This is a genomic window from Limnohabitans sp. (assembly GCF_046052825.1).
Classification (GTDB): Bacteria; Pseudomonadota; Gammaproteobacteria; order Burkholderiales; family Burkholderiaceae_C; genus Limnohabitans.
The window spans coordinates 16,092-33,349 of the sequence record NZ_JAVLFP010000080.1 but is presented as its reverse complement, the minus strand read 5'-3'; the positions used below and the strand labels follow the sequence as shown (position 1 = coordinate 33,349).

21 protein-coding genes are annotated in these 17,258 nt (G+C 56.9%); 19 read left to right on the top strand and 2 right to left on the bottom strand.

The features are described 5' to 3' along the window. Positions 1-16: 16 nt before the first annotated feature. The 17 genes from ACKWJN_RS13445 (at position 17) to ACKWJN_RS13365 (ending at position 13,495) form a co-directional block, all read left to right on the top strand. Positions 17-418, top strand: coding sequence for an ExbD/TolR family protein (locus ACKWJN_RS13445; RefSeq protein WP_408597689.1), 402 nt, complete (start codon positions 17-19; stop codon positions 416-418). A 15-nt stretch (positions 419-433) separates the two neighbouring features. Beyond that, on the top strand, positions 434-838 hold the full coding sequence (locus tag ACKWJN_RS13440) for an ExbD/TolR family protein (protein WP_408597687.1): 405 nt from the start codon (positions 434-436) through the stop codon (positions 836-838). Between the two features lies 1 nt (position 839). Next, positions 840-1,490 carry a TonB family protein gene (locus ACKWJN_RS13435; RefSeq protein ID WP_408597685.1) on the top strand — a complete coding sequence of 217 codons (651 nt, stop codon included), beginning with the start codon at positions 840-842 and terminating at the stop codon, positions 1,488-1,490. 46 nt (positions 1,491-1,536) lie between these two features. Beyond that, entirely contained in the window at positions 1,537-3,195 is a 1,659-nt protein-coding gene (locus ACKWJN_RS13430) for a putative porin (RefSeq protein WP_408597684.1), read from the top strand. Positions 3,196-3,207: 12 nt separating this feature from the next. Further along, the gene (locus ACKWJN_RS13425; protein WP_408597682.1) at positions 3,208-3,837 is read left to right on the top strand and encodes a hypothetical protein; all 630 of its coding nucleotides are present in this window, start codon (positions 3,208-3,210) and stop codon (positions 3,835-3,837) included. A 112-nt stretch (positions 3,838-3,949) separates the two neighbouring features. Further along, complete coding sequence (gene gspG, locus ACKWJN_RS13420; RefSeq protein ID WP_408597681.1) at positions 3,950-4,372, top strand: type II secretion system major pseudopilin GspG; 423 nt, start codon at positions 3,950-3,952, stop codon at positions 4,370-4,372. An 8-nt stretch (positions 4,373-4,380) separates the two neighbouring features. Next, positions 4,381-5,580, top strand: coding sequence for a type II secretion system F family protein (locus ACKWJN_RS13415; protein ID WP_408597679.1), 1,200 nt, complete (start codon positions 4,381-4,383; stop codon positions 5,578-5,580). After that, positions 5,580-7,175, top strand: coding sequence for a GspE/PulE family protein (locus ACKWJN_RS13410; protein ID WP_408597677.1), 1,596 nt, complete (start codon positions 5,580-5,582; stop codon positions 7,173-7,175). The genes ACKWJN_RS13415 and ACKWJN_RS13410 overlap by 1 nt, the downstream gene beginning before the upstream one ends. Continuing rightward, positions 7,168-7,941: a hypothetical protein gene (locus ACKWJN_RS13405; protein ID WP_408597676.1), complete on the top strand. Its 774-nt coding sequence runs from the start codon at positions 7,168-7,170 to the stop codon at positions 7,939-7,941. Before ACKWJN_RS13410 ends, ACKWJN_RS13405 begins: the two co-directional genes overlap by 8 nt. Further along, entirely contained in the window at positions 7,938-8,489 is a 552-nt protein-coding gene (locus ACKWJN_RS13400; RefSeq protein WP_408597675.1) for a hypothetical protein, read from the top strand. Before ACKWJN_RS13405 ends, ACKWJN_RS13400 begins: the two co-directional genes overlap by 4 nt. Continuing rightward, a complete protein-coding gene (locus tag ACKWJN_RS13395; protein ID WP_408597673.1) occupies positions 8,486-9,082 on the top strand; it encodes a hypothetical protein in 597 nt (198 codons plus the stop codon). Before ACKWJN_RS13400 ends, ACKWJN_RS13395 begins: the two co-directional genes overlap by 4 nt. Beyond that, positions 9,079-9,630, top strand: coding sequence for a hypothetical protein (locus tag ACKWJN_RS13390; RefSeq protein ID WP_408597672.1), 552 nt, complete (start codon positions 9,079-9,081; stop codon positions 9,628-9,630). The genes ACKWJN_RS13395 and ACKWJN_RS13390 overlap by 4 nt, the downstream gene beginning before the upstream one ends. Beyond that, complete coding sequence (locus ACKWJN_RS13385) at positions 9,627-11,585, top strand: secretin N-terminal domain-containing protein (protein ID WP_408597670.1); 1,959 nt, start codon at positions 9,627-9,629, stop codon at positions 11,583-11,585. The genes ACKWJN_RS13390 and ACKWJN_RS13385 overlap by 4 nt, the downstream gene beginning before the upstream one ends. Beyond that, positions 11,575-12,057 carry a type II secretion system protein gene (locus tag ACKWJN_RS13380; RefSeq protein WP_408597668.1) on the top strand — a complete coding sequence of 161 codons (483 nt, stop codon included), beginning with the start codon at positions 11,575-11,577 and terminating at the stop codon, positions 12,055-12,057. Before ACKWJN_RS13385 ends, ACKWJN_RS13380 begins: the two co-directional genes overlap by 11 nt. 6 nt (positions 12,058-12,063) lie before the next feature. After that, positions 12,064-12,459, top strand: coding sequence for a type II secretion system protein (locus tag ACKWJN_RS13375; RefSeq protein ID WP_408597667.1), 396 nt, complete (start codon positions 12,064-12,066; stop codon positions 12,457-12,459). Next, positions 12,456-12,914 (top strand): type II secretion system protein, encoded by a 459-nt coding sequence (locus tag ACKWJN_RS13370; protein WP_408597665.1) that lies wholly within the window; start codon positions 12,456-12,458, stop codon positions 12,912-12,914. The genes ACKWJN_RS13375 and ACKWJN_RS13370 overlap by 4 nt, the downstream gene beginning before the upstream one ends. 332 nt (positions 12,915-13,246) lie before the next feature. Beyond that, complete coding sequence (locus ACKWJN_RS13365; RefSeq protein ID WP_408597664.1) at positions 13,247-13,495, top strand: hypothetical protein; 249 nt, start codon at positions 13,247-13,249, stop codon at positions 13,493-13,495. Between the two features lie 8 nt (positions 13,496-13,503). Here the strand turns inward: ACKWJN_RS13365 and ACKWJN_RS13360 are convergent, their stop codons facing one another. After that, entirely contained in the window at positions 13,504-13,890 is a 387-nt protein-coding gene (locus ACKWJN_RS13360; RefSeq protein ID WP_408597663.1) for a diacylglycerol kinase, read from the bottom strand. Positions 13,891-14,021: 131 nt separating this feature from the next. Here ACKWJN_RS13360 and lplT point away from each other — a divergent pair, with 131 nt between their 5' ends. Further along, the gene (gene lplT, locus ACKWJN_RS13355; RefSeq protein ID WP_408597662.1) at positions 14,022-15,284 is read left to right on the top strand and encodes a lysophospholipid transporter LplT; all 1,263 of its coding nucleotides are present in this window, start codon (positions 14,022-14,024) and stop codon (positions 15,282-15,284) included. On the opposite strand, the gene ACKWJN_RS13350 is transcribed toward lplT, so the two are convergent. After that, positions 15,281-16,399, bottom strand: a complete 1,119-nt coding sequence (locus tag ACKWJN_RS13350; RefSeq protein WP_408597661.1) for a glycosyltransferase family 4 protein — start codon at positions 16,397-16,399, stop codon at positions 15,281-15,283. The genes lplT and ACKWJN_RS13350 overlap by 4 nt on opposite strands. Positions 16,400-16,616: 217 nt before the next feature. On the opposite strand from ACKWJN_RS13350, the gene ACKWJN_RS13345 reads away from it, so the two are divergent. Continuing rightward, complete coding sequence (locus tag ACKWJN_RS13345) at positions 16,617-17,225, top strand: hypothetical protein (RefSeq protein WP_408597659.1); 609 nt, start codon at positions 16,617-16,619, stop codon at positions 17,223-17,225. Positions 17,226-17,258: the final 33 nt, after the last annotated feature.

Below are 17,258 nucleotides of genomic sequence, written 5' to 3'. Positions count from 1 at the left end.
CCTCAAGGCATTTGCTGTGCAAGTTCAAGAAGACAACGCGCCCTACGACGACATCAACGTCACGCCCATGTTGGATTTGGCGTACGTGTTGTTGGTGATTTTCATCATCATGACCACGGCGTCGGTGCAGGGTGTGAAGGTGGATTTGCCCAAAACCAAGGTGGTCGACAACCTGGCCAAAAAAGGCGTCAAGGCGGTGACGATTTCGCAAGCGGGCGACTTGTATTTGGACACTTACCCTGTGACGCCAGAGCAATTGGAGCAGCGACTTGGCGAAATGAAATCCGCCAATCCGGAGCAGTCGATTGTGGTCAAGGGCGACGCTCGCACGCAGTACGCCAAGGTGATGCTGGTGCTGGAGATTTTGAAGAAGGTGGACATCACCGAAATTGGCTTGGCCACCGGACGTGCCAAATGAGGGAGAACCACTGAGATGAAAGCCCAAGCTGAAACCAAACCCTACGACACGATCAACGTCACGCCGATGTTGGACTTGGCGTATGTGCTGTTGGTGATTTTCATCATCATGACCACGGCCTCGGTGCAGGGCTTGAAGATCAATTTGCCCAAGCCCAGCAACAAGCCCAGCACGGTGCAAAAAGAGGTGCGCATCATTCAGATCTTGCCCAACGGCAGTTTGCTGCTCAATGGCGCACCCATCACCTTGCCTGAACTCAACACCCGCTTGTCTTTGGCCGTGGCCAAGGACCCCCAGGCGCCCATCATGATCAAGGGCGACCCGCAGGCGCAGTACGAGAAGGTGATGGAGATTGTGGACATGGCGGCTGATTTGAGGATCAGCAATGTGGGCTTGGTGACAGCCCGGATTGGAACCTGACGTGGCGGCACTTTCACGACGCAATGTGGGCTTGCTGGCCGGCGGGGCTGCGGTGCTGGCTTTGATGGCTTGGGGGGTGTATTCGTTTGTCTCGAAGATCGATGACAAGCCGCGCCAAGCGCCCAAGATCAATTTGATGCCGAGCACGCCGCCACCGCCACCGCCTCCGCCCAAAGAAGAAAAGAAGCCAGAGCCGCCGAAAGACCTCAACAAGCCGCCACCGATGGAGCAGCCCAAGATGGCGCCTCCCGCCCCATCGGCCGATTTGAAGATGGACGGCCCCGCAGGGGATGGCCCGAGCGCGTTCACGGCCGGCAAGATCACCAACGAGGATTTGTCCAATGCGGGCAAAGGCTCGGGTGGCAGCGGTGCGTTCAGCCCGTTCACTTACTACGCCAACTTGATCAAGGCCGAGTTGCAGCGGCAGTTGACCCGCAACAAAGACCTGCGTGAGTTGGCATACAAGGCCGAGGTTCAGGTGTGGGTCAACCGTGATGGCAGTGTGAGCCGATTTGAATTGCTCAAGGGCAGCGGTGACTCGGAGTTGGATGGCTTGCTGAAACGGGCCATCTCGGAGGCCGCAGCCTTCAGCAGCGGGCCGCCCGAGAAGATGCCGCAGCCGATCCGGCTGCGCATTTCGACCGGCCGTTGACCTTGTGTGCGTGTGTGAGATCTTGATTTTTTTGAGGAATGCGATTGTGAAAAACTTAGTGGTGAACCATCGGTGGTCGGCTGTGGTGTTGGCGCTTGGGGCCTTGTGCGGTCCTGTGGCGAGCGCGCAAACCGCCCAAGAAGAGTTGCAACAACTGCGCGCGACCACGCAGGCATTGATCAACACCTTGGTGGAGAGCGGTTTGCTCACGCGTGAGAAGGCCGCCGCCATGCTCAAGCAGGTGCAACCCAGTGCAACCAGCGCGCCCGCTGCCCCAGTGGCTGCCGCCACGGCGCCTGCCCCCGAGGTGGGCAGTGATGGCAAGCGCGTGGTGCGGGTGCCTTATGTGCCGGAGTCGGTGCGCCAAGAGATGCGCGAGCAAATCAAGGCCGAGGTGTTGACCCAGGCCAAGACGGAACGCTGGGGCCAGCCCAATGCCTACCCCGAGTGGCTCAACCGTTTTCAACTGGACGGCGATGTGCGGGTGCGCGAGGAGGCAATTCGCTTGGGCGCAGACAACACCGCGCCAGCAGGTTTCAGGTTTGGCGAATACGCGCGTGCGGCGGATTTCGCGACGTCCAGTGCATCGTCCAATGGTTTGCCCAACAGCAACACCCAGTCGGACTTGCAGCGTTCACGGGTGCGCGCCCGCTTGGGTGTGGGCAGCAAAGTGTCGGACGAAGTGAGCATGGGCCTGCGCTTGTCCACCGGCAGCAGCACTGCAAGCCCGACCTCGACCAACCAGACCATGGGTCAGTCGTTCAACAAGTATGCGGTGGTGTTGGACCGGGTGTACTTGGAAATCAAGCCGAGCGCCGATTGGCGGCTGATGGCTGGGCGGATCAACAACCCGTTTTATTCCACCGATTTGGTGTACGCCGACGATTTGGGGTTTGAGGGCTTTGCCGCGCTGACCCAGCGCCCCTGGCAGGGCGGGCAGGCGTTTGCGTCGGCCGGCTATTTTCCGCTGACCGAGAGCAAGCCGGGGGTGAGCAATTCGCGCAGTTTGGTGGGGGTCCAACTGGGCAACGCCATGAAGCTGGCGAACCAAGACGAGTGGAAAGTGGGCTTGGCGGTGTACAGCTACCAAGGCATGGCCGGTGCGCGTGAGAGCGACACCACCCGAACCTCGCAAGCCGATTACGCCATCCGCTACGAATATGCCAACGGTTTTCGCCAACGCGGCAATACCTTGTTTCGGGTGAACGCGCCCAGTGACACCGCGTCGGTGTATGGCCTGGCTTCAGATTTCAAGGTGCTCAACCTGACGACGGCCTTGACGTTGAATCACCTGACGGGGCAGCCCATCACGGTGACGGGTGACTTTGTGAAAAACTTGGCGTTTGACCCCCAAAAGATCGCTGCGCGCACCGGCTCTGCATTGGCCGATGGCAAAGACACCGGCCTGATGCTGCGGGCTGCTTTTGGCCCAGGACAGGTGCATCACAAAGGGGAGTGGAATGCCTCGATGGGCTACCGGGTCTTGGGCAGCGACGCGGTCTTGGATGCCTTCACCAACTCTGATTTCGGTTTGGGGGGTACCAACAACAAGGGCTGGATTTTGCAAACCAGCTACGGCCTGTACCACAACACCTGGCTGACCGCGCGTTGGTTGTCGGCCAACCAACTCGATTCTTTTGCCCCTGGCACGACCACCAAGTTCTCGTCTGATATTTTTCAGCTCGACTTGAATGCCCGCTTTTAACGGGTGAACGCCATGTTGAAGTTTTTGACTCCCTCTCAAGGCCTCGAGGCCATGCGTTGCCTGAGCTTGGCAGGCCTGTTGTTGTTGGCAGCCAGCGCGATGGCCGCCGACGACAAAACGGCCAAGGCCTTGCAGCGCGCTCAGCAAAAAGCACAAATGCTGGAGCAAGAGAAGAACCAGTGGTTGTCTGAGAAAAGCCAGCTGCAAGACGACTTGCGCAAGTCCCAGGAGACGGCAGAGCGCTTGAAGTCTTCGTCCGTCAAGCTGGGCTCGGCGCAAAAAGAGCTGTCGGGCGTGCAAGAAGACAAGCAGCGCCTGAGCACCGAGTTGGAAGTGCTCAAGGCGGAGTTGACAGAGCTCAAGGGCCAATATGGGGTGGCACAGCAAGCCTCGCAGCAGCTGCGCACCGATTTGAACTTTTCACAGCAAAGCCTGATCGCCAAGTCCAAGGGCTTGGTCACCTGCGAAAACAACAACCTGGCGTTGTATGAGCTCAACAGCGACTTGTTGTTGCGCTACGAACAAGCCTACAAGTCGGCGTATTTGTTGAAGGGGGGGGTGTTCACCCAATTGGGTTTGGTGAACCAGGAAAACCAAGCCCAGTCAGACCGTGACAAGCTTCGCGGTTTGCTCGCTAAATGACAGTTTTCATGAAATTGTCATTAGAAGTGAATACATTGTGACTTTGGCAGTTTTGTAGATTACGGCAGGGCCGGAGGACTGCTTGTCGCAATGCAAACTCCACGGCCTTCTCATGTCCCATCGCCCCATTTCATCCAAAGAGTCAGGTTTCACTTTGTTGGAGTTGCTGGTGGTGATCGTCATCATCGGCATGTTGGCCTCGTATGTGGGGCCCAAGTACTTCGCGCAATTGGGCAAGTCGGAGGCGACCACGGCCAAGGCGCAAATTGAAGCCTTGGCCAAGGCCATGGACACTTTCCGTTTGGATGTGGGGCGCTACCCCACCTCGGATGAAGGCTTGAATGCGTTGAATGTGCAGCCCGATTCCGCCAAGGGCTGGAACGGCCCCTACTTGAAAAAAGGCGTGCCGCCGGACCCCTGGGGTCGCCCTTACACCTACACCTTTCCGGTGGGCAATGGTGATTTCCAAATTCAATCGCTGGGCAAAGACGGCCAGCGCGGCGGTACGGCTGAAAACGCCGACATCACGAACTGAGTTTGACGTTGAAGTTCCGAGCACGGGTGATCAATGCGCAGCAGCTGATCGTGGATCAGGTGTTGGATGCGCACGATCTGGATCGTGCGCGTGAGCAACTGTCGCAGCTGGGTTTGCGGGCGATTTCGATTGCGCCTGAGAGCTCGCTGCGCGGTGCTGTGCAGCGGGTGTTCGGCGGGGCACAGGTGAATTTTTCGGTGTTGATGTTCAGCCAAGAGTTGCTGGCCTTGTTGAACGCGGGCTTGGGCATTGTGGAGTCGACCGAGGCGCTGTACGAAAAAGAGTCTGACCCCGCACGGCGCCTGGTGTTTGAAAAACTGTTGCATGACTTGCGGGCCGGCAAGCGCTTTTCGGTGGCGTTGCAAGACCAAGCCGCGGTGTTTCCCCCGCTGTATGTGGGCGTGGTGCGGGCCGCCGAGGGCACCAGCGATTTGCCGCAGGCATTGCAGCGCTATGTGGACTACCAAAAACGCATTGAGATCGTGCGCAGCAAGGTGGTGAGTGCGTCGATCTATCCGGTCATTTTGTGCAGCGTGGGTTTGCTGGTGAGTTTGTTTTTGATGGTGTATGTGGTGCCCAAGTTTGCCGAGGTGTACCAAGGCGCGGGCCGTGAGTTGCCGTACATGTCGGCCCTGATGTTGTCGTGGGGCCGGTTTGCCGCCGAGCACACCTCGACTTTGTTGATGCTGCTGGCTGGCGCCGCGCTGGGTGGGGTGTTGCTGTGGCGGCACTTCCAAAAGCTGGGCGGCTGGGTGGTGCTGTTGGCCAAATTACCCAAGATTGGCGAGCGGGTTCGCATTTACGAGTTGTCGCGCCTGTACATGACCTTGGGGATGTTGCTGCAAGGCGGGATTTCGCTGGTCAAGGCGATGGAGGTGGTGGCCCACGTGGTGTCGTTGGAGATGCAGCAGAAGTTGGCCCGTTCGCGCCATGCGATTGAGTCGGGTGTGCCTTTGTCGTCGGCTTTTGAGGCCTCGGCGCTGACCACGCCAATTTCGTTGCGTTTGTTGATGGTGGGCGAGCGCACGGGGGATTTGGGCAAGATGCTGACCCAGTCGGCGCTGTTTTACGACGAAGAAATCACGCAGTGGATCGATCGCTTCATGCGCAGCTTTGAGCCTTTGTTGATGACCGCCATCGGTTTGGTGGTGGGTGTGATTGTGGTGTTGCTGTACATGCCAATTTTTGACTTGGCAGGGAGCTTTTGATGGCTGACGTGCTGACGCCACCTCGTTCGGAGCCTCGTCAGGCCTTGTCTGATTTAGCCGCGTCCTATGGTTTTCCGGTGATGGAGACGGCGCAGATGTTGGCCATGGAGGACGCATTTGATGTGTTGCCCTTGGCCAAGGCCATGAAACGCAAAGGTGTGTTGTTGCGTGAGGGCGGGGAGCTGTGGGCGGTGATCAGCGACCCACTGGACTTAGCCTTGCAAAGTTGGATGGAGCGCTGTGCCGCGGCTGCGGTGAAGTACGCCTTGGCCTTGCCAGAGGATATTTTGGCCTACCTGTCGCGCAAAGAAGAAGGCGCGCGCGCGACCGATGGCATGGGCAGCGAGACGGGCAGTTATTCGCGCGAGCGAAAACCAGCGGCGGTGCTGTCTTTGGCCGGTATGAGCGAGTCGGCAAGTCCAGCCGTGAAGTTGGTGAACTCGGTGTTGTACGACGCGCTGAAGGTGGCGGCATCTGACATCCACATCGAGTCCACACCCGGTGGGATGGAGGTGAAGTTTCGCATCGATGGCGTGTTGGACCATGCCTTGAGTGTGGCGGGTGTGGAAACCGCAGAACATGTGATTTCGCGTTTGAAGGTGTTGGCCGAGTTGGACATTGCCGAACGTCGGGTGCCCCAAGATGGCAGTTTCACGGTGGAGTCGAGTGGGCGCGACATTGACATGCGTTTGTCGGTGATGCCCAGCATCCATGGCGAAGATGCGGTGATTCGTGTGTTGGACAAGCGCGCCATGATTGAGTCGTACGGCGCGTTGACGCTGGAGGCTTTGGGTTTTGACGAGGCGGCCTTGGTGACTTTGCGCCGCTTGGCGGCCGAGCCTTATGGCATGTTGCTGGTGACGGGGCCGACGGGGTCGGGCAAGACCACCACCTTGTATGGCGCGTTGACAGAAATTCACGACGGCAAGAGCAAGATCATCACGATTGAAGATCCGGTGGAATACCAGTTGCCCGGCATTTTGCAAATCCCGGTGAATGAAAAAAAGGGGCTGACCTTTGCCAAGGGCCTTCGTTCGATTTTGCGGCATGACCCAGACAAGATCATGGTGGGCGAGATTCGAGACAACGAAACGGCCGAGATTGCGGTGCAGTCCGCGTTGACGGGGCACCTGGTGTTGACCACGGTCCACGCCAACAACGTGTTCGATGTGTTGGGTCGCTTCACGCACATGGGCATTGACCCGTACTCGTTTGTGTCAGCGCTGAATGGCATTTGGGCCCAGCGTTTGCTGCGGGTGAATTGCCCGCATTGTTCAGCGCCCCATGTCCCAAGTGCCTCTGAGTTGGCGCTGCTGCGCATCGAGGCCGAGGACTTGTCGCAGTGGAATTTCCGGGCCGGTGCGGGCTGTGGTGACTGCCGAGGCACGGGTTACAAGGGCCGTCGCGCGATTGCCGAGGTGCTGTTGTTGTCAGATGAGATCCGCGAGTTGATCATTGATCGGGCGCCGATTCGTGCGATCAAAGAGTTGGCGCGCAAAGCCGGGACGCGCACCTTGCGTGAAGTGGCGATGGCAATGGCGCAGCGTGGCGAGACCACGATTGCCGAAGTGAGCCGGGTGACGTTGCATGCGTGAGTTGTTGACCGCGCGTTGGGAGTTGGTGCTGTCGGCCCAGTCGTTTCGCTGGGTGCGCCGCTCCTTGTGGGGGCGCTGGCCCGCGCAGTGTGTGCAAGAGCAGTGGGTTGACCCGGCTTTGGGCGAGGCTGAACGCTGGGTGGCGTTGGCGCATTTTTTGGAGAATGCGCCGGTTCGTTACCAGCCAGTCCGCGTGTCCGTGGATGCCTCTTGGGTGTATGAGGCGACGGTTCAGCCCTTGGCCCAGGCCCAAAGCTGGCAGGACGTTCAAGCCTATTCAGCGATGCGCATGCAAGAGATTTTTGAGTTGTCGCAGCCTTTGGTGGTGGTGTGTGAACCCCCCAAGGACGGGCCATGCTGGGTCAGCGCGATGCCCGAGTCGACCTTGGCAGATTTGAAACGCCTGCTGTCTGCACAGCGTTTGGCCTTGGTGTCTTGCGTGCCCCAATGGACCTTGGTGTGGAACCATGTGCCGGTTGCGGCTCAGGTGGATGCGCTGCTGATGTTACAAGAGCAGTCCTCGCATTTGGTGTTGGCCCGAGCCGGGCGTGTGGTGGGTGTCAAGCACTGGACGTTTGCTGTGAACCGGTTGTCAGAGCCGGAGTTGCGCAGTGCGCTGGCACAAGAGGTCAAGCGGCTGTCGTTGCCGATGCCCGCGCGTTGGGGGGTGGTGGGCAGGTCGCGTTTGCCGCAGGTGGACGACTGGGTGTTTGAGCGGCTGGGCGATTGTGCCGATGTGCTGTCGGTGTGGGGGGTGAAGCCTTGACCCGCTTGGATGTTGATTTTGCCGATCGCGGTGTGTTGTTTTGGCTCTACCGCGCCAATTTGCGCGTATGCGCCATGGGCCTGCTGGCAGGCTTGGTGTTGTTGGCCGGTTGGTGGGAGTGGCGGGAGGTGAGCAGCGACTTGGCGCGTTTGGCGCAAGAGCGCGCGCGCATGGAGATGCGTCAAGAACGGCCTAAGCCGAAGACCGCGGCCCAGGCCGGGTTGACGTCTGAGCAATTGAAGGCCACGCATGCGGTGGTTCGGCAGTTGAATCAGCCATGGTTGACTTTGCTGGAGTCGCTGGAGACCACGCGCAAGGGTCGGGTGGCTCTTTTGGAGTTGCGTTTTGATCCTGTGCACGACAGGCTCAAGGGAATTGCTGAGGCCAAGAATTCGGTCGAGATGTTGCGCTTCATGTCGCAATTGAAGTCGCAGCCGGTATGGGGCAAGGTTGAGCTGACCTTGCATCAGATCAGCCAGACCGACCCCAACAAACCTTACCGGTTTGAGTTTTCTGCCGATTGGCGCCAAGAGGGAGAGGCGCCGTGAAGAAGCTGCTTTCTTGGGATCGAATTCAATGGGAGCACACGGTGTACCGCTTCAACCCGGTGTGGGCTGTGGTGGCGGCGCTGTGTGGGTGTGCACTGGTGTTGTGGTTGGGGGTGCTGCCCACCGCCGAGCGTGAACGCACGCAGCAACTTCAGGCGATCGACGTGCAACGCACGCAGTTCCTGCAAGCGCCTCAGGAGAGGGTGAGTCCCGAGGTGACGGGCCTCACGCAAACGCAAGATGTGCAAGCGGTATTGGGCCAAGTGACGGCGCTGGAGCATTACGTGAGCACCTTGTTGACCTTGGCACAGTCCTTGGAGATGACGGCAGTGACGGGCGAGTACAAATTGAGCTGTGACGCGCCAACCCAGTTGTGCCGCTACCGGGTTCGCTTGCCTTTGTTCGGTTCGTATTTACAAATCAAGACCTTTGTGGAGCAGAGTTTGTTGGCCCTGCCGATGGCAAGTTTGGATGAGCTGAGCATTCGCCGAGAAGCGATTGGGTCCAGTGAACTGGAGGCAGGTTTGGTGTTTTCTTTGCATCTGGCCTATCCCAAGCAAGCGGGCTGGCTGCCCAAGGAGGCCACGCCATGACCATGCGCTGGTTGTTGTGGCTGACGGCTTTGGCCTTGACCGCTTGGTTCAGCTTGGGCGGTGAGGACGGTGCCGGCGAGGGGGTGTCGGAGGCGGTGGTTCGCAGTGCGCCGGCGGGTGCGCCGACAGCCGAGGTGTCGAAAACCGTGCGTGTGGTCGCCAAGTCCAGCAGCCCCGAGCTGGGTTTGCACCGGCTCAAGTTGCGTGAGTCGCCCCAAAAGTCTTTTGACCCTGAGACGGTGGCCGACATGGCCGTCAAAGAGCCTCCGATTTTCCATGCCCAAACTTGGAATCCACCGCCACCCAAGGTGGTCAAAAAAGAAGAGCCGCCCAAGCCGCCGCCTTGGCCCTACACCTACTTGGGGCAACAGCTGTCGGGCGGTGTGTGGTGGGTTTATTTGACCCTGGGTGAGGAAACGCGCGCGATCAAAAAAGACCAAGTGCTGGACGGAAAGTACCGCATTGACAAGATTGACCCGCCACAGTTGTCTGTGACTTACCTGCCCTTGAACGAGGTGCAGACAGTGACCATTGGAGCATTGAAATGAGCAATTTAAAGACGCCTGGCAAAGACCTGCGTGGGGGGCGTGTGTGGCTGCTCACCGTCATGTTGGTGTTGAGTTTGGCTGGCTGTGCCGGGCATTCCGAGTTCCTTGAGGGCAAGCGTTTGCTGCAAGAGAACAAGATTGCCGAGGGTTTGACCCAGATGGAACAGGCGATTCGCAAGAACCCAAGTTCCAACGAATTCAAGGTGACTTATGCCTCGGCCAAAGACCGAGCCATTCAGGGCTTGTTGCGACACGCCGAACGCATGTTGCGTGCCCAGCGCTTGGATGTGGCAGAGCAGACGTACAAACAGGTGTTGTCGATCGATGCTGAAAACGACATGGCAGTTCAGGGCATGACGCAGGTCCAAACACAGCGGGGTTTGTCCCAAAAGTTGCAAAGTTTGCGCACGGCCAAGTTGGCAGGCGATTGGAAGCAGATGTTGGCGGTAGCCCAAAGCATGTTGGCGCAGCAGTCCGATCACTTGGAGGCCTTGAGTGCGCAGCAAGAGGCGCAGACACAGCTCACACCTGCGCCGGTGGAGGATGTGTTGGGCGGGGCTTTTCGCAAGCCCGCGAGTCTGGAGTTTCGCGATGCACCGTTGCGTCAGATTTTCGATGCCTTGTCGCTGTCTTCTAACCTCAACTTCATTTTCGACAAGGAGTTGAATAAGCCCGATTTGAAGGCGTCCATCACGTTGCGCGAGGGCACGGTAGAGACCGCCTTGACGCTGTTGTTGGCGGCCAATCAGTTGGACATGCAGGTGGTGAATGCCAACACGGTGTTGATTTTTCCTGCCACGGCGGCCAAGCAGAAAGATTACCAAGAGTTGACGGTGCGTATGTTTCCCATGATGCACGCCGATGCGAAGTTTGTGGCTGCTGCGATCAAGACCTTGTTCAAGGGGCGCGAACCGGTGGTGGACGACAAGTTGAATTTGCTGGTGGTCAGGGACACGCCGAGTGCGATCAAGGTGATCGAAAAATTGGTTCGTCTCTATGATGTGCCCGATGCCGAGGTGATGCTGGAGTTGGAAATTTTGGAGGTTAGCCGCACCAAGTTGCTGCAACTTGGCGTGGGCTGGCCAGAGAATTTGACTCTGTCTCCGCTGACCGAATCTGGCGGTACCAACCTGACTTTGAATGGTTTACGGCGTTTGAACGGCGACACCACCGGGGTTCAAATTGGCAATTTGGCTCTGAATTTGAGCGAGCAAAACGACTTGGTCAATGTGCTGGCCAATCCCAGAATTCGGGTGATCAACAAGGAGAAAGCCAAGGTGCTGATCGGTGACCGCGTGCCGGTGGTGACGGTGACCACATCACCCACAGGCGGGTTTGCGGAAAGCGTGACGTATGTGGATGTGGGCTTGAAGCTGGATGTGGAGCCCGTGATTTACCGCGGCAGTGACATTGCGATCAAGGTGTCGATGGAGGTGAGCACGATCTCAGGCTCTACGACCACCAAGCTGGGTACGGTGGCGTATTCGTTTGGCACCCGTTCTGCCAACACCACGCTGCGTTTGAAAGATGGTGAAACGCAGGTCCTGGCCGGCCTGATCAGTGATGAGGACCGAGATTCAGCCAAGAAGATCCCGGCCCTGGGTGATTTGCCGATGTTTGGCAAATTGTTTGGCACCAGCCGCGATCAGTCCAAGAAAACAGAGATCATTTTGTCGATCACGCCCCGTTTGGTGCGTAACCAAGTGGCGCGCGGCAGTGCTGATTTGGAGTTCCTGAGCGGTCCCGAGTCGCGCATCAAGCAGGGCGCGGGCGCTGCGTCTTCTGGCAGCGATGCGGGCTCTGCAGCTCCTGCTGCCAGCAACCCACCCAAGCCTGCTGCTATGCCCGTGGCGCCACCCGGGGTGCCGGTAGGCACGCCCACGGGTGTGCCACCTGGGCTTGCCCCGGTGGCTCCCGCGACCACGAGCGAAGAGGGCAAAGGCAATGCGCCTTGACCGTGTGCGGGGTTTCACCTTGATTGAGTTGTTGGTGACCTTGGCGATCATCGCCACCTTGTCGTTCTTGGTGGTGCCGGTGGTGCAGGTGTCGATGCAGCGTGCCAAAGAGGCCGAGTTGCGCACCGCATTGAAAGAAATTCGCCAAGCCATTGATGCCTACAAGCAGTCCAGCGATGCGGGAGAAATCATGGAGCCAGAGGGCTTGATTTCGGGTTACCCGCCGAATTTGAATCTGTTGGCAGACGGGGTGCGTTGGAAGGATGAAAAAGCCAAAGGTAAAAAGTATTTTTTACGCAAGTTGCCGCGTGATCCGATGAATGACAACCCCGATGTGTCCGCCGCAGACACCTGGGGCAAACGGTGTTATGACAGCGAGGCCTCCGAGCCGCGCGAAGGAGCCGATGTGTATGACGTGTATTCCTTGTCCAACAAGCAGGGCCTCAACGGCATTGCCTACCGCTGGTGGTGATGTGTGATGCGCCGATCTGTCCCACACGGCCCCAAGATGAGGGGGTTCACGTTGATCGAGTTGCTGGTGGTGTTGGCCATTGTCTCGATGCTGCTGACCTTGGCGGTACCCCGCTTTTTTTCCAGTGTAGACACGGCCAAAGAAACGATTTTGGTGGAGAACTTGCGTTTGACGCGTGAAACTTTGGACAAGTTCTATTCGGATCAGGGCCGCTATCCAGACAACTTGGACGAGTTGGTCGAGAGCCAGTACCTGAAGTACTTGCCCAACGACCCGGTGGTCAACAGCCGCAACGCTTGGGTGGTGGTGCCGCCGAAAGAGGGCATCAAAGGCAAGGTGTTTGACATTCGCAGCAGCGCGCCAGGAAAGAATCGCTTCGGCCAGCCGTTTGATCAGCTATGAAGCCCCTGAGTCGAGGCTATGCGCTGTTGTTGATGTTGCTGGCGCTGGCGGTGATCAGCATGTCAGCGGCGTCGTTTTTTCAATTGGGGCTGTTTGGCCAAAGACGCACGGCGGAGCTTGAGTTGCTGGAGAAGGGCGAGCGCATGGATGCGGCGCTGCTGAGTTTCGCCAAATTGTCAGCCACTGACCAGAATAGATTGCCAAAGAGCTTGGATGACTTGTTGCGCGACCCCCGATACCCGAAGTCGATCGTTCGGCACTTGAGGCAAATTGAGGTGGATCCGATGACGGGTCAAAAAGAGTGGGGCTTGGTGTGGTCTGAGGATGGCAAAGGCATTGTGGGTGTGCACAGTTTGTCTGAGCAAAAACCAGTCATGACATTGTTTGGCCCACAGTACGCCAAGTTCAAAGACTTGCCCCGTTACGCCGATTGGGTGTTTGGTCAAAACCCTTAGCCTGTGAACACCTCGTGTGCCGGGGTCATGAAAGGGACATGCAGGCTTCCTAGAATTTGTGCATGAACGAAACAGAAAAAAATACCATCAGCGATGACGGTCTTCGGTACAAGTCAAGGGTTGCAGGTTCCCCCTTTGATTCTGCAGGCCATCAAGGGTCGTTGAGTTGCATCCAATGCGGCCTGCATAAATCGCGCGCATTGGGTTCTTTTCGGCGGGTTGTCGGGAAAAGTACTTTCTTTTGCGCCGAGTGCAGTGGCAAAAAAATCGCTTAAGGATGGCTCGATTGAGATGCCATAATCGCAATCCATCTGGAATAAAAAGGACCTGCAATGCGTGCTATCAAAAAAGCCAGAAAGCTGATTGAACAAGACCCCGCAACAGCCACCGCAGTGGTGTTTGCCAAGTTGGTTTTGGCTTTGGAAGCGGAAGAAGACTTTTCATTCAAGCAGCTGTATGAGCTCGGGATTGATGACTTCGAATTGGCGATTGAACTCTTGAAAGATTGGCGCCTGGACCGCTATTACGAAGGAAAAGCCAAGGCACTGAGCTCCGCCTTGGTCGTCGCTTCAGCCCATTGAACTTGGGTTCACCCCAGCTTGACGCTGAGGGCGCTTCCCCAAATTCCCGCACACAGCAAGATGCTCAGCAGCACGGCAGCGCTGCCCAAATCTTTGCAGCGTTTAGACAAGTCGTGCCATTGAGGACCCACCCGGTCAATGGCAGATTCAAGTCCGGTGTTCAACAGCTCGACGATCAACACAATCACCACCGAGCCGATCAGCACAGAGATTTCGACCCAGTTATTTCCGACGAAAAATGACAATGGGATGAGTGCACAAGCCAGCCATATTTCTTGTCTGAAAGCGGGTTCGAACATGCCGGCCTTCAAGCCCTGCAAGGAGTAGCCCAAGGCGTGGATCACCCGGTTGAGTCCACGTCTTTTCTTTTGCGGGTTGTCATGTATTTCGCTCATGTTGATAATTTAAGAAATTTTTGTGACAGTGCCATGAAGGCCGATGGCATAGATCGTCATTGAATCGACTTCATTTTGTCTTATTTCTTTCACTGCGATGTGCCAACATCATCCAACAATGAAAGAAGTTGATGCCTAAAGGCTTTTACTACCTGATCGGTGCCCAGTTCGCCTCAGCGCTTGCAGACAATGCGCTGCTCATCTTAGGAATTTATTTTTTAACAGAGCAGGGCTACCCGGGTTGGTGGGCGCCCTTGTTGAAGTTCTCGTTGACTTTGGCCTATGTGCTGCTGGCATGTGTGGTGGGACCTTTGGCCGATGCCTTCAAAAAAAACCAGCTGATGGCTTGGATGAACGCACTCAAGATGTTGGGGGTCGTGGTGCTGCTCTCAGGGGCTCATCCTGTGTTTGCCTTTGCCATCATTGGGTTGGGTGCTTCTGTTTATGCCCCCTCTAAGTACGGTCTGGTCACCGAATCTGTCCCGCCTCGGTTGTTGGTTCGTGCCAATGCCTGGTTAGAGGTGTCGGTGGTGCTGTCGGTGATTTTTGGCATTGCATTGGGCGGCGCTTTGACGGGTCTTGCTCAGTCCTGGGGGGAGAGCGCAAGTGCGCAGAACGTGGCACGGAGCACGGTACTTGGGGTGCAGACCGACGCGGGGCCGTCGATGGCCTTGATCATTGGCATCTACCTGGTCGCTGCCGTGTTGAATTTCGGTCTCAAGCCCATGGCCAAACCGGTGACCCTGGTGCCCTTGTCGCTTCGCAGCATCAGCTTTGCCACGTTTTGGAAGTCCAACCAACAGCTCTGGCGTGACCCCTTGGGGGGCATGTCTTTGTATGTCACCACGCTGTATTGGGGCGTTGGCGCTGTCATGCAGTTTGCGGTGCTGCTGTGGGCGCAACAAACCTTAGGTCTGACGCTGAAGTCAGGCGCCTATTTGCAGGCCTTGGTGGCGGTGGGTGTGATTCTGGGTGCGTTTGTGGCAGGTCGTCGATTCAAGTTGCACTCAGCGCGTCAAGCCCTGCCTTGGGGATTGCTGTTGGCGGTGTTGCTGCCTGTGATTGTGGTGATTTCTGAGCCTGGTTGGGCCATCGGTTTGCTGTTGTGTGTGGGGTTTTCGGGCGGCATGTTGCTGGTGCCCATGAATGCGCTGCTTCAACACCGCGGCATGCAGGTGCTGAGTGCCGGCCGTTCGATTGCCGTGCAAGGCTTCAATGAAAACCTGTGCGTGCTGTTGATGTTGGCCGCTTACAGCGCCTTGTTGGCCTATGGGGTGTCACTGGCATTGATCATGCTGTTGATGGCCACACTGTTGGTTGCAGCGATCGCTCCGCTGTGTTTGCTGTTGTGGCGCCAATGGCGTGTGCCTGCGCGGCGCTCTGTGAAGGCTTAAGCGAGATCGATGGCGCGCTGAAAAATTGTCTCGACTTGCGCTGCAATTTCGTCCCAACCCAGGTGTTCGACGCTGACACGCGCGTGCTCTCGCGCCTGCGCGAGTGTGAAGGTGTCCTGTGTGACGTCAAGCGCACATTGGATGTAGGCTTTGGGGTCATCGCAGTCGGCGAGCCAGCCATTTTTTTTGTGGGTGATGAACTCACCCGCCGCTGCACAGTCAAAGGCTAAAACAGGTGTGCCACTGGCCAGAGACTCCAAGGTCACGTTGCCAAAGGTTTCGGTCAGACTGGAAAACAACACAAGGTCTGCCGAGGCATAGACTTTGGTGAGTTGTTGGTGGGTGCACATGCCAACAAACAGGGCCTCTGGGCATTTGGCTTGGGTGGCAGCGCGCATGGGGCCATCCCCAGCAAAGACCATCTGCACATTGCGGCCAGCCGCTCTCAGGGCTTGGTAGGTTTCAATGGTGAGGTCGAGATTTTTTTCTGCCGCCAATCGGCCAACTGACAGCATCACCAGGGTCTCGGGCTTGACGCCCCAGCTTTGACGCAAGGCTTCGTCGCGTTGGTTGGGGTGAAAAAATTGGGTGTCTACGCCACGTGCCACCACTTTCAAATTCTTAAAGCCCAAAGCTTCCAGTTGGTACTTCATGGCTTGGGTGGGCACCATGGTGAAGGCCGTACGGTTGTGGAACTTTTTCAAGTAAGCCATGATGGGCTTGGTCAACCAGCCTACGCCATAATGTTGGCAGTAGCTGTGAAAATTGGTGCGAAAGTCTGAAGTGACAGGCAGCCTCAATGTGTGGGCCGCTTGCAGGGCAGACCAGCTCAGGGGACCTTCGGTGGCAATGTGGACCAAGTCAGGGCGTCGTGTGCTCCAAGCCTTGATCAGTTCTTTTTTGCTGGGCAATCCGAGTTTGAGTTGGGGATACCGGGGAATAGGCAGTCCACGCAACAGAAGTTCCGACCAGCCTGTCTCTTCATAGCCTTTGTCGGTTTTGTTTTGGCGTGGACGAATCAACTGGATGGTGTGGTGGCGTTGACCCAAGTGATGGATCAGCTTGGACAAGGTGACTGCAACACCGTTGACTTCCGGAGGCCATGTTTCAGTCACAACTGCAACTCTGAGAGAGCGTTGAGCCGGTTCAAAAAGTTCAACGGTGATGGGGTTGTTGCTGGTGGCTTCCATACAGTCAATGGTTGCTGAGGAATTTAACAACTTCGTGACAAAAATATCTTTTTAATTTCAGCAGTGTGTCATTTGCTTTGTCACCAATTTTTCACACAAAAAACCCATGATTGAAACGTTTTACAACCTGTGAGGACACAACGTGAACAACTTTTTTGAAGCATTGCGTATTCAGCGCTGGGATGATCACCGTTACTACCACCATTGCCGCATCAACCAATCCTTGCACTTGCTCAGTGCGATTTGTTTTTTGATTTCTTATGGCTTGCTGCTGGTCGACCCCGCTTGGGCGGCTTTGCTGGCCTGGATGGTGTCCATGGTGGCACGCCAATCAGGGCACTTCTTTTTTGAGCCGCTGGGCTATGACCACGTCAACGACGCAAGCAACGACTTCAAAGAAGAAATCAAGGTGGGCTACAACTTGCGCCGCAAAGCGGTGCTGCTCAGCATTTGGGTTTTATTGCCATTGGTGATTTACTATTTCCCAGGCCAATTTGATGTGGTGCCAACCTACGACAACATGGTTGAATTCCTCCACGCAGTGGGCTATTCGTGGTTGTTTCTCGGCGTTGGGGGTTTGGTGTTCAGAACCATCCACCTGTGTTTCATCAAAGACACGCAAACAGGTTTGGTGTGGATGACCAAGATTTTGACCGACCCCTTCCATGACATTTACCTCTACCACAAGGCACCATTTCAATTGGTGCGTGGTCAGCGCTTTGACCAAGACTTTTTAAACGCCAGCCACTGATCTGTTGAATCCGGCTGAGCAAAGGGGGTTCGG

Bases quoted from the DNA above. Each gene is read 5' to 3' on its own strand.
- ACKWJN_RS13410 (WP_408597677.1), top strand. From the start codon at position 5,580: ATGGCTGACGTGCTGACGCCACCTCGTTCGGAGCCTCGTCAGGCCTTG.
- ACKWJN_RS13365 (WP_408597664.1), top strand. From the start codon at position 13,247: ATGCGTGCTATCAAAAAAGCCAGAAAGCTGATTGAACAAGACCCCGCA.
- ACKWJN_RS13425 (WP_408597682.1), top strand. From the start codon at position 3,208: ATGTTGAAGTTTTTGACTCCCTCTCAAGGCCTCGAGGCCATGCGTTGC.
- lplT (WP_408597662.1), top strand. From the start codon at position 14,022: ATGCCTAAAGGCTTTTACTACCTGATCGGTGCCCAGTTCGCCTCAGCG.
- ACKWJN_RS13370 (WP_408597665.1), top strand. From the start codon at position 12,456: ATGAAGCCCCTGAGTCGAGGCTATGCGCTGTTGTTGATGTTGCTGGCG.
- ACKWJN_RS13385 (WP_408597670.1), top strand. From the start codon at position 9,627: ATGAGCAATTTAAAGACGCCTGGCAAAGACCTGCGTGGGGGGCGTGTG.
- ACKWJN_RS13405 (WP_408597676.1), top strand. From the start codon at position 7,168: ATGCGTGAGTTGTTGACCGCGCGTTGGGAGTTGGTGCTGTCGGCCCAG.
- ACKWJN_RS13375 (WP_408597667.1), top strand. From the start codon at position 12,064: ATGCGCCGATCTGTCCCACACGGCCCCAAGATGAGGGGGTTCACGTTG.
- ACKWJN_RS13440 (WP_408597687.1), top strand. From the start codon at position 434: ATGAAAGCCCAAGCTGAAACCAAACCCTACGACACGATCAACGTCACG.
- ACKWJN_RS13360 (WP_408597663.1), bottom strand. From the start codon at position 13,890: ATGAGCGAAATACATGACAACCCGCAAAAGAAAAGACGTGGACTCAAC.
- gspG (WP_408597681.1), top strand. From the start codon at position 3,950: ATGTCCCATCGCCCCATTTCATCCAAAGAGTCAGGTTTCACTTTGTTG.
- ACKWJN_RS13380 (WP_408597668.1), top strand. From the start codon at position 11,575: ATGCGCCTTGACCGTGTGCGGGGTTTCACCTTGATTGAGTTGTTGGTG.
- ACKWJN_RS13390 (WP_408597672.1), top strand. From the start codon at position 9,079: ATGACCATGCGCTGGTTGTTGTGGCTGACGGCTTTGGCCTTGACCGCT.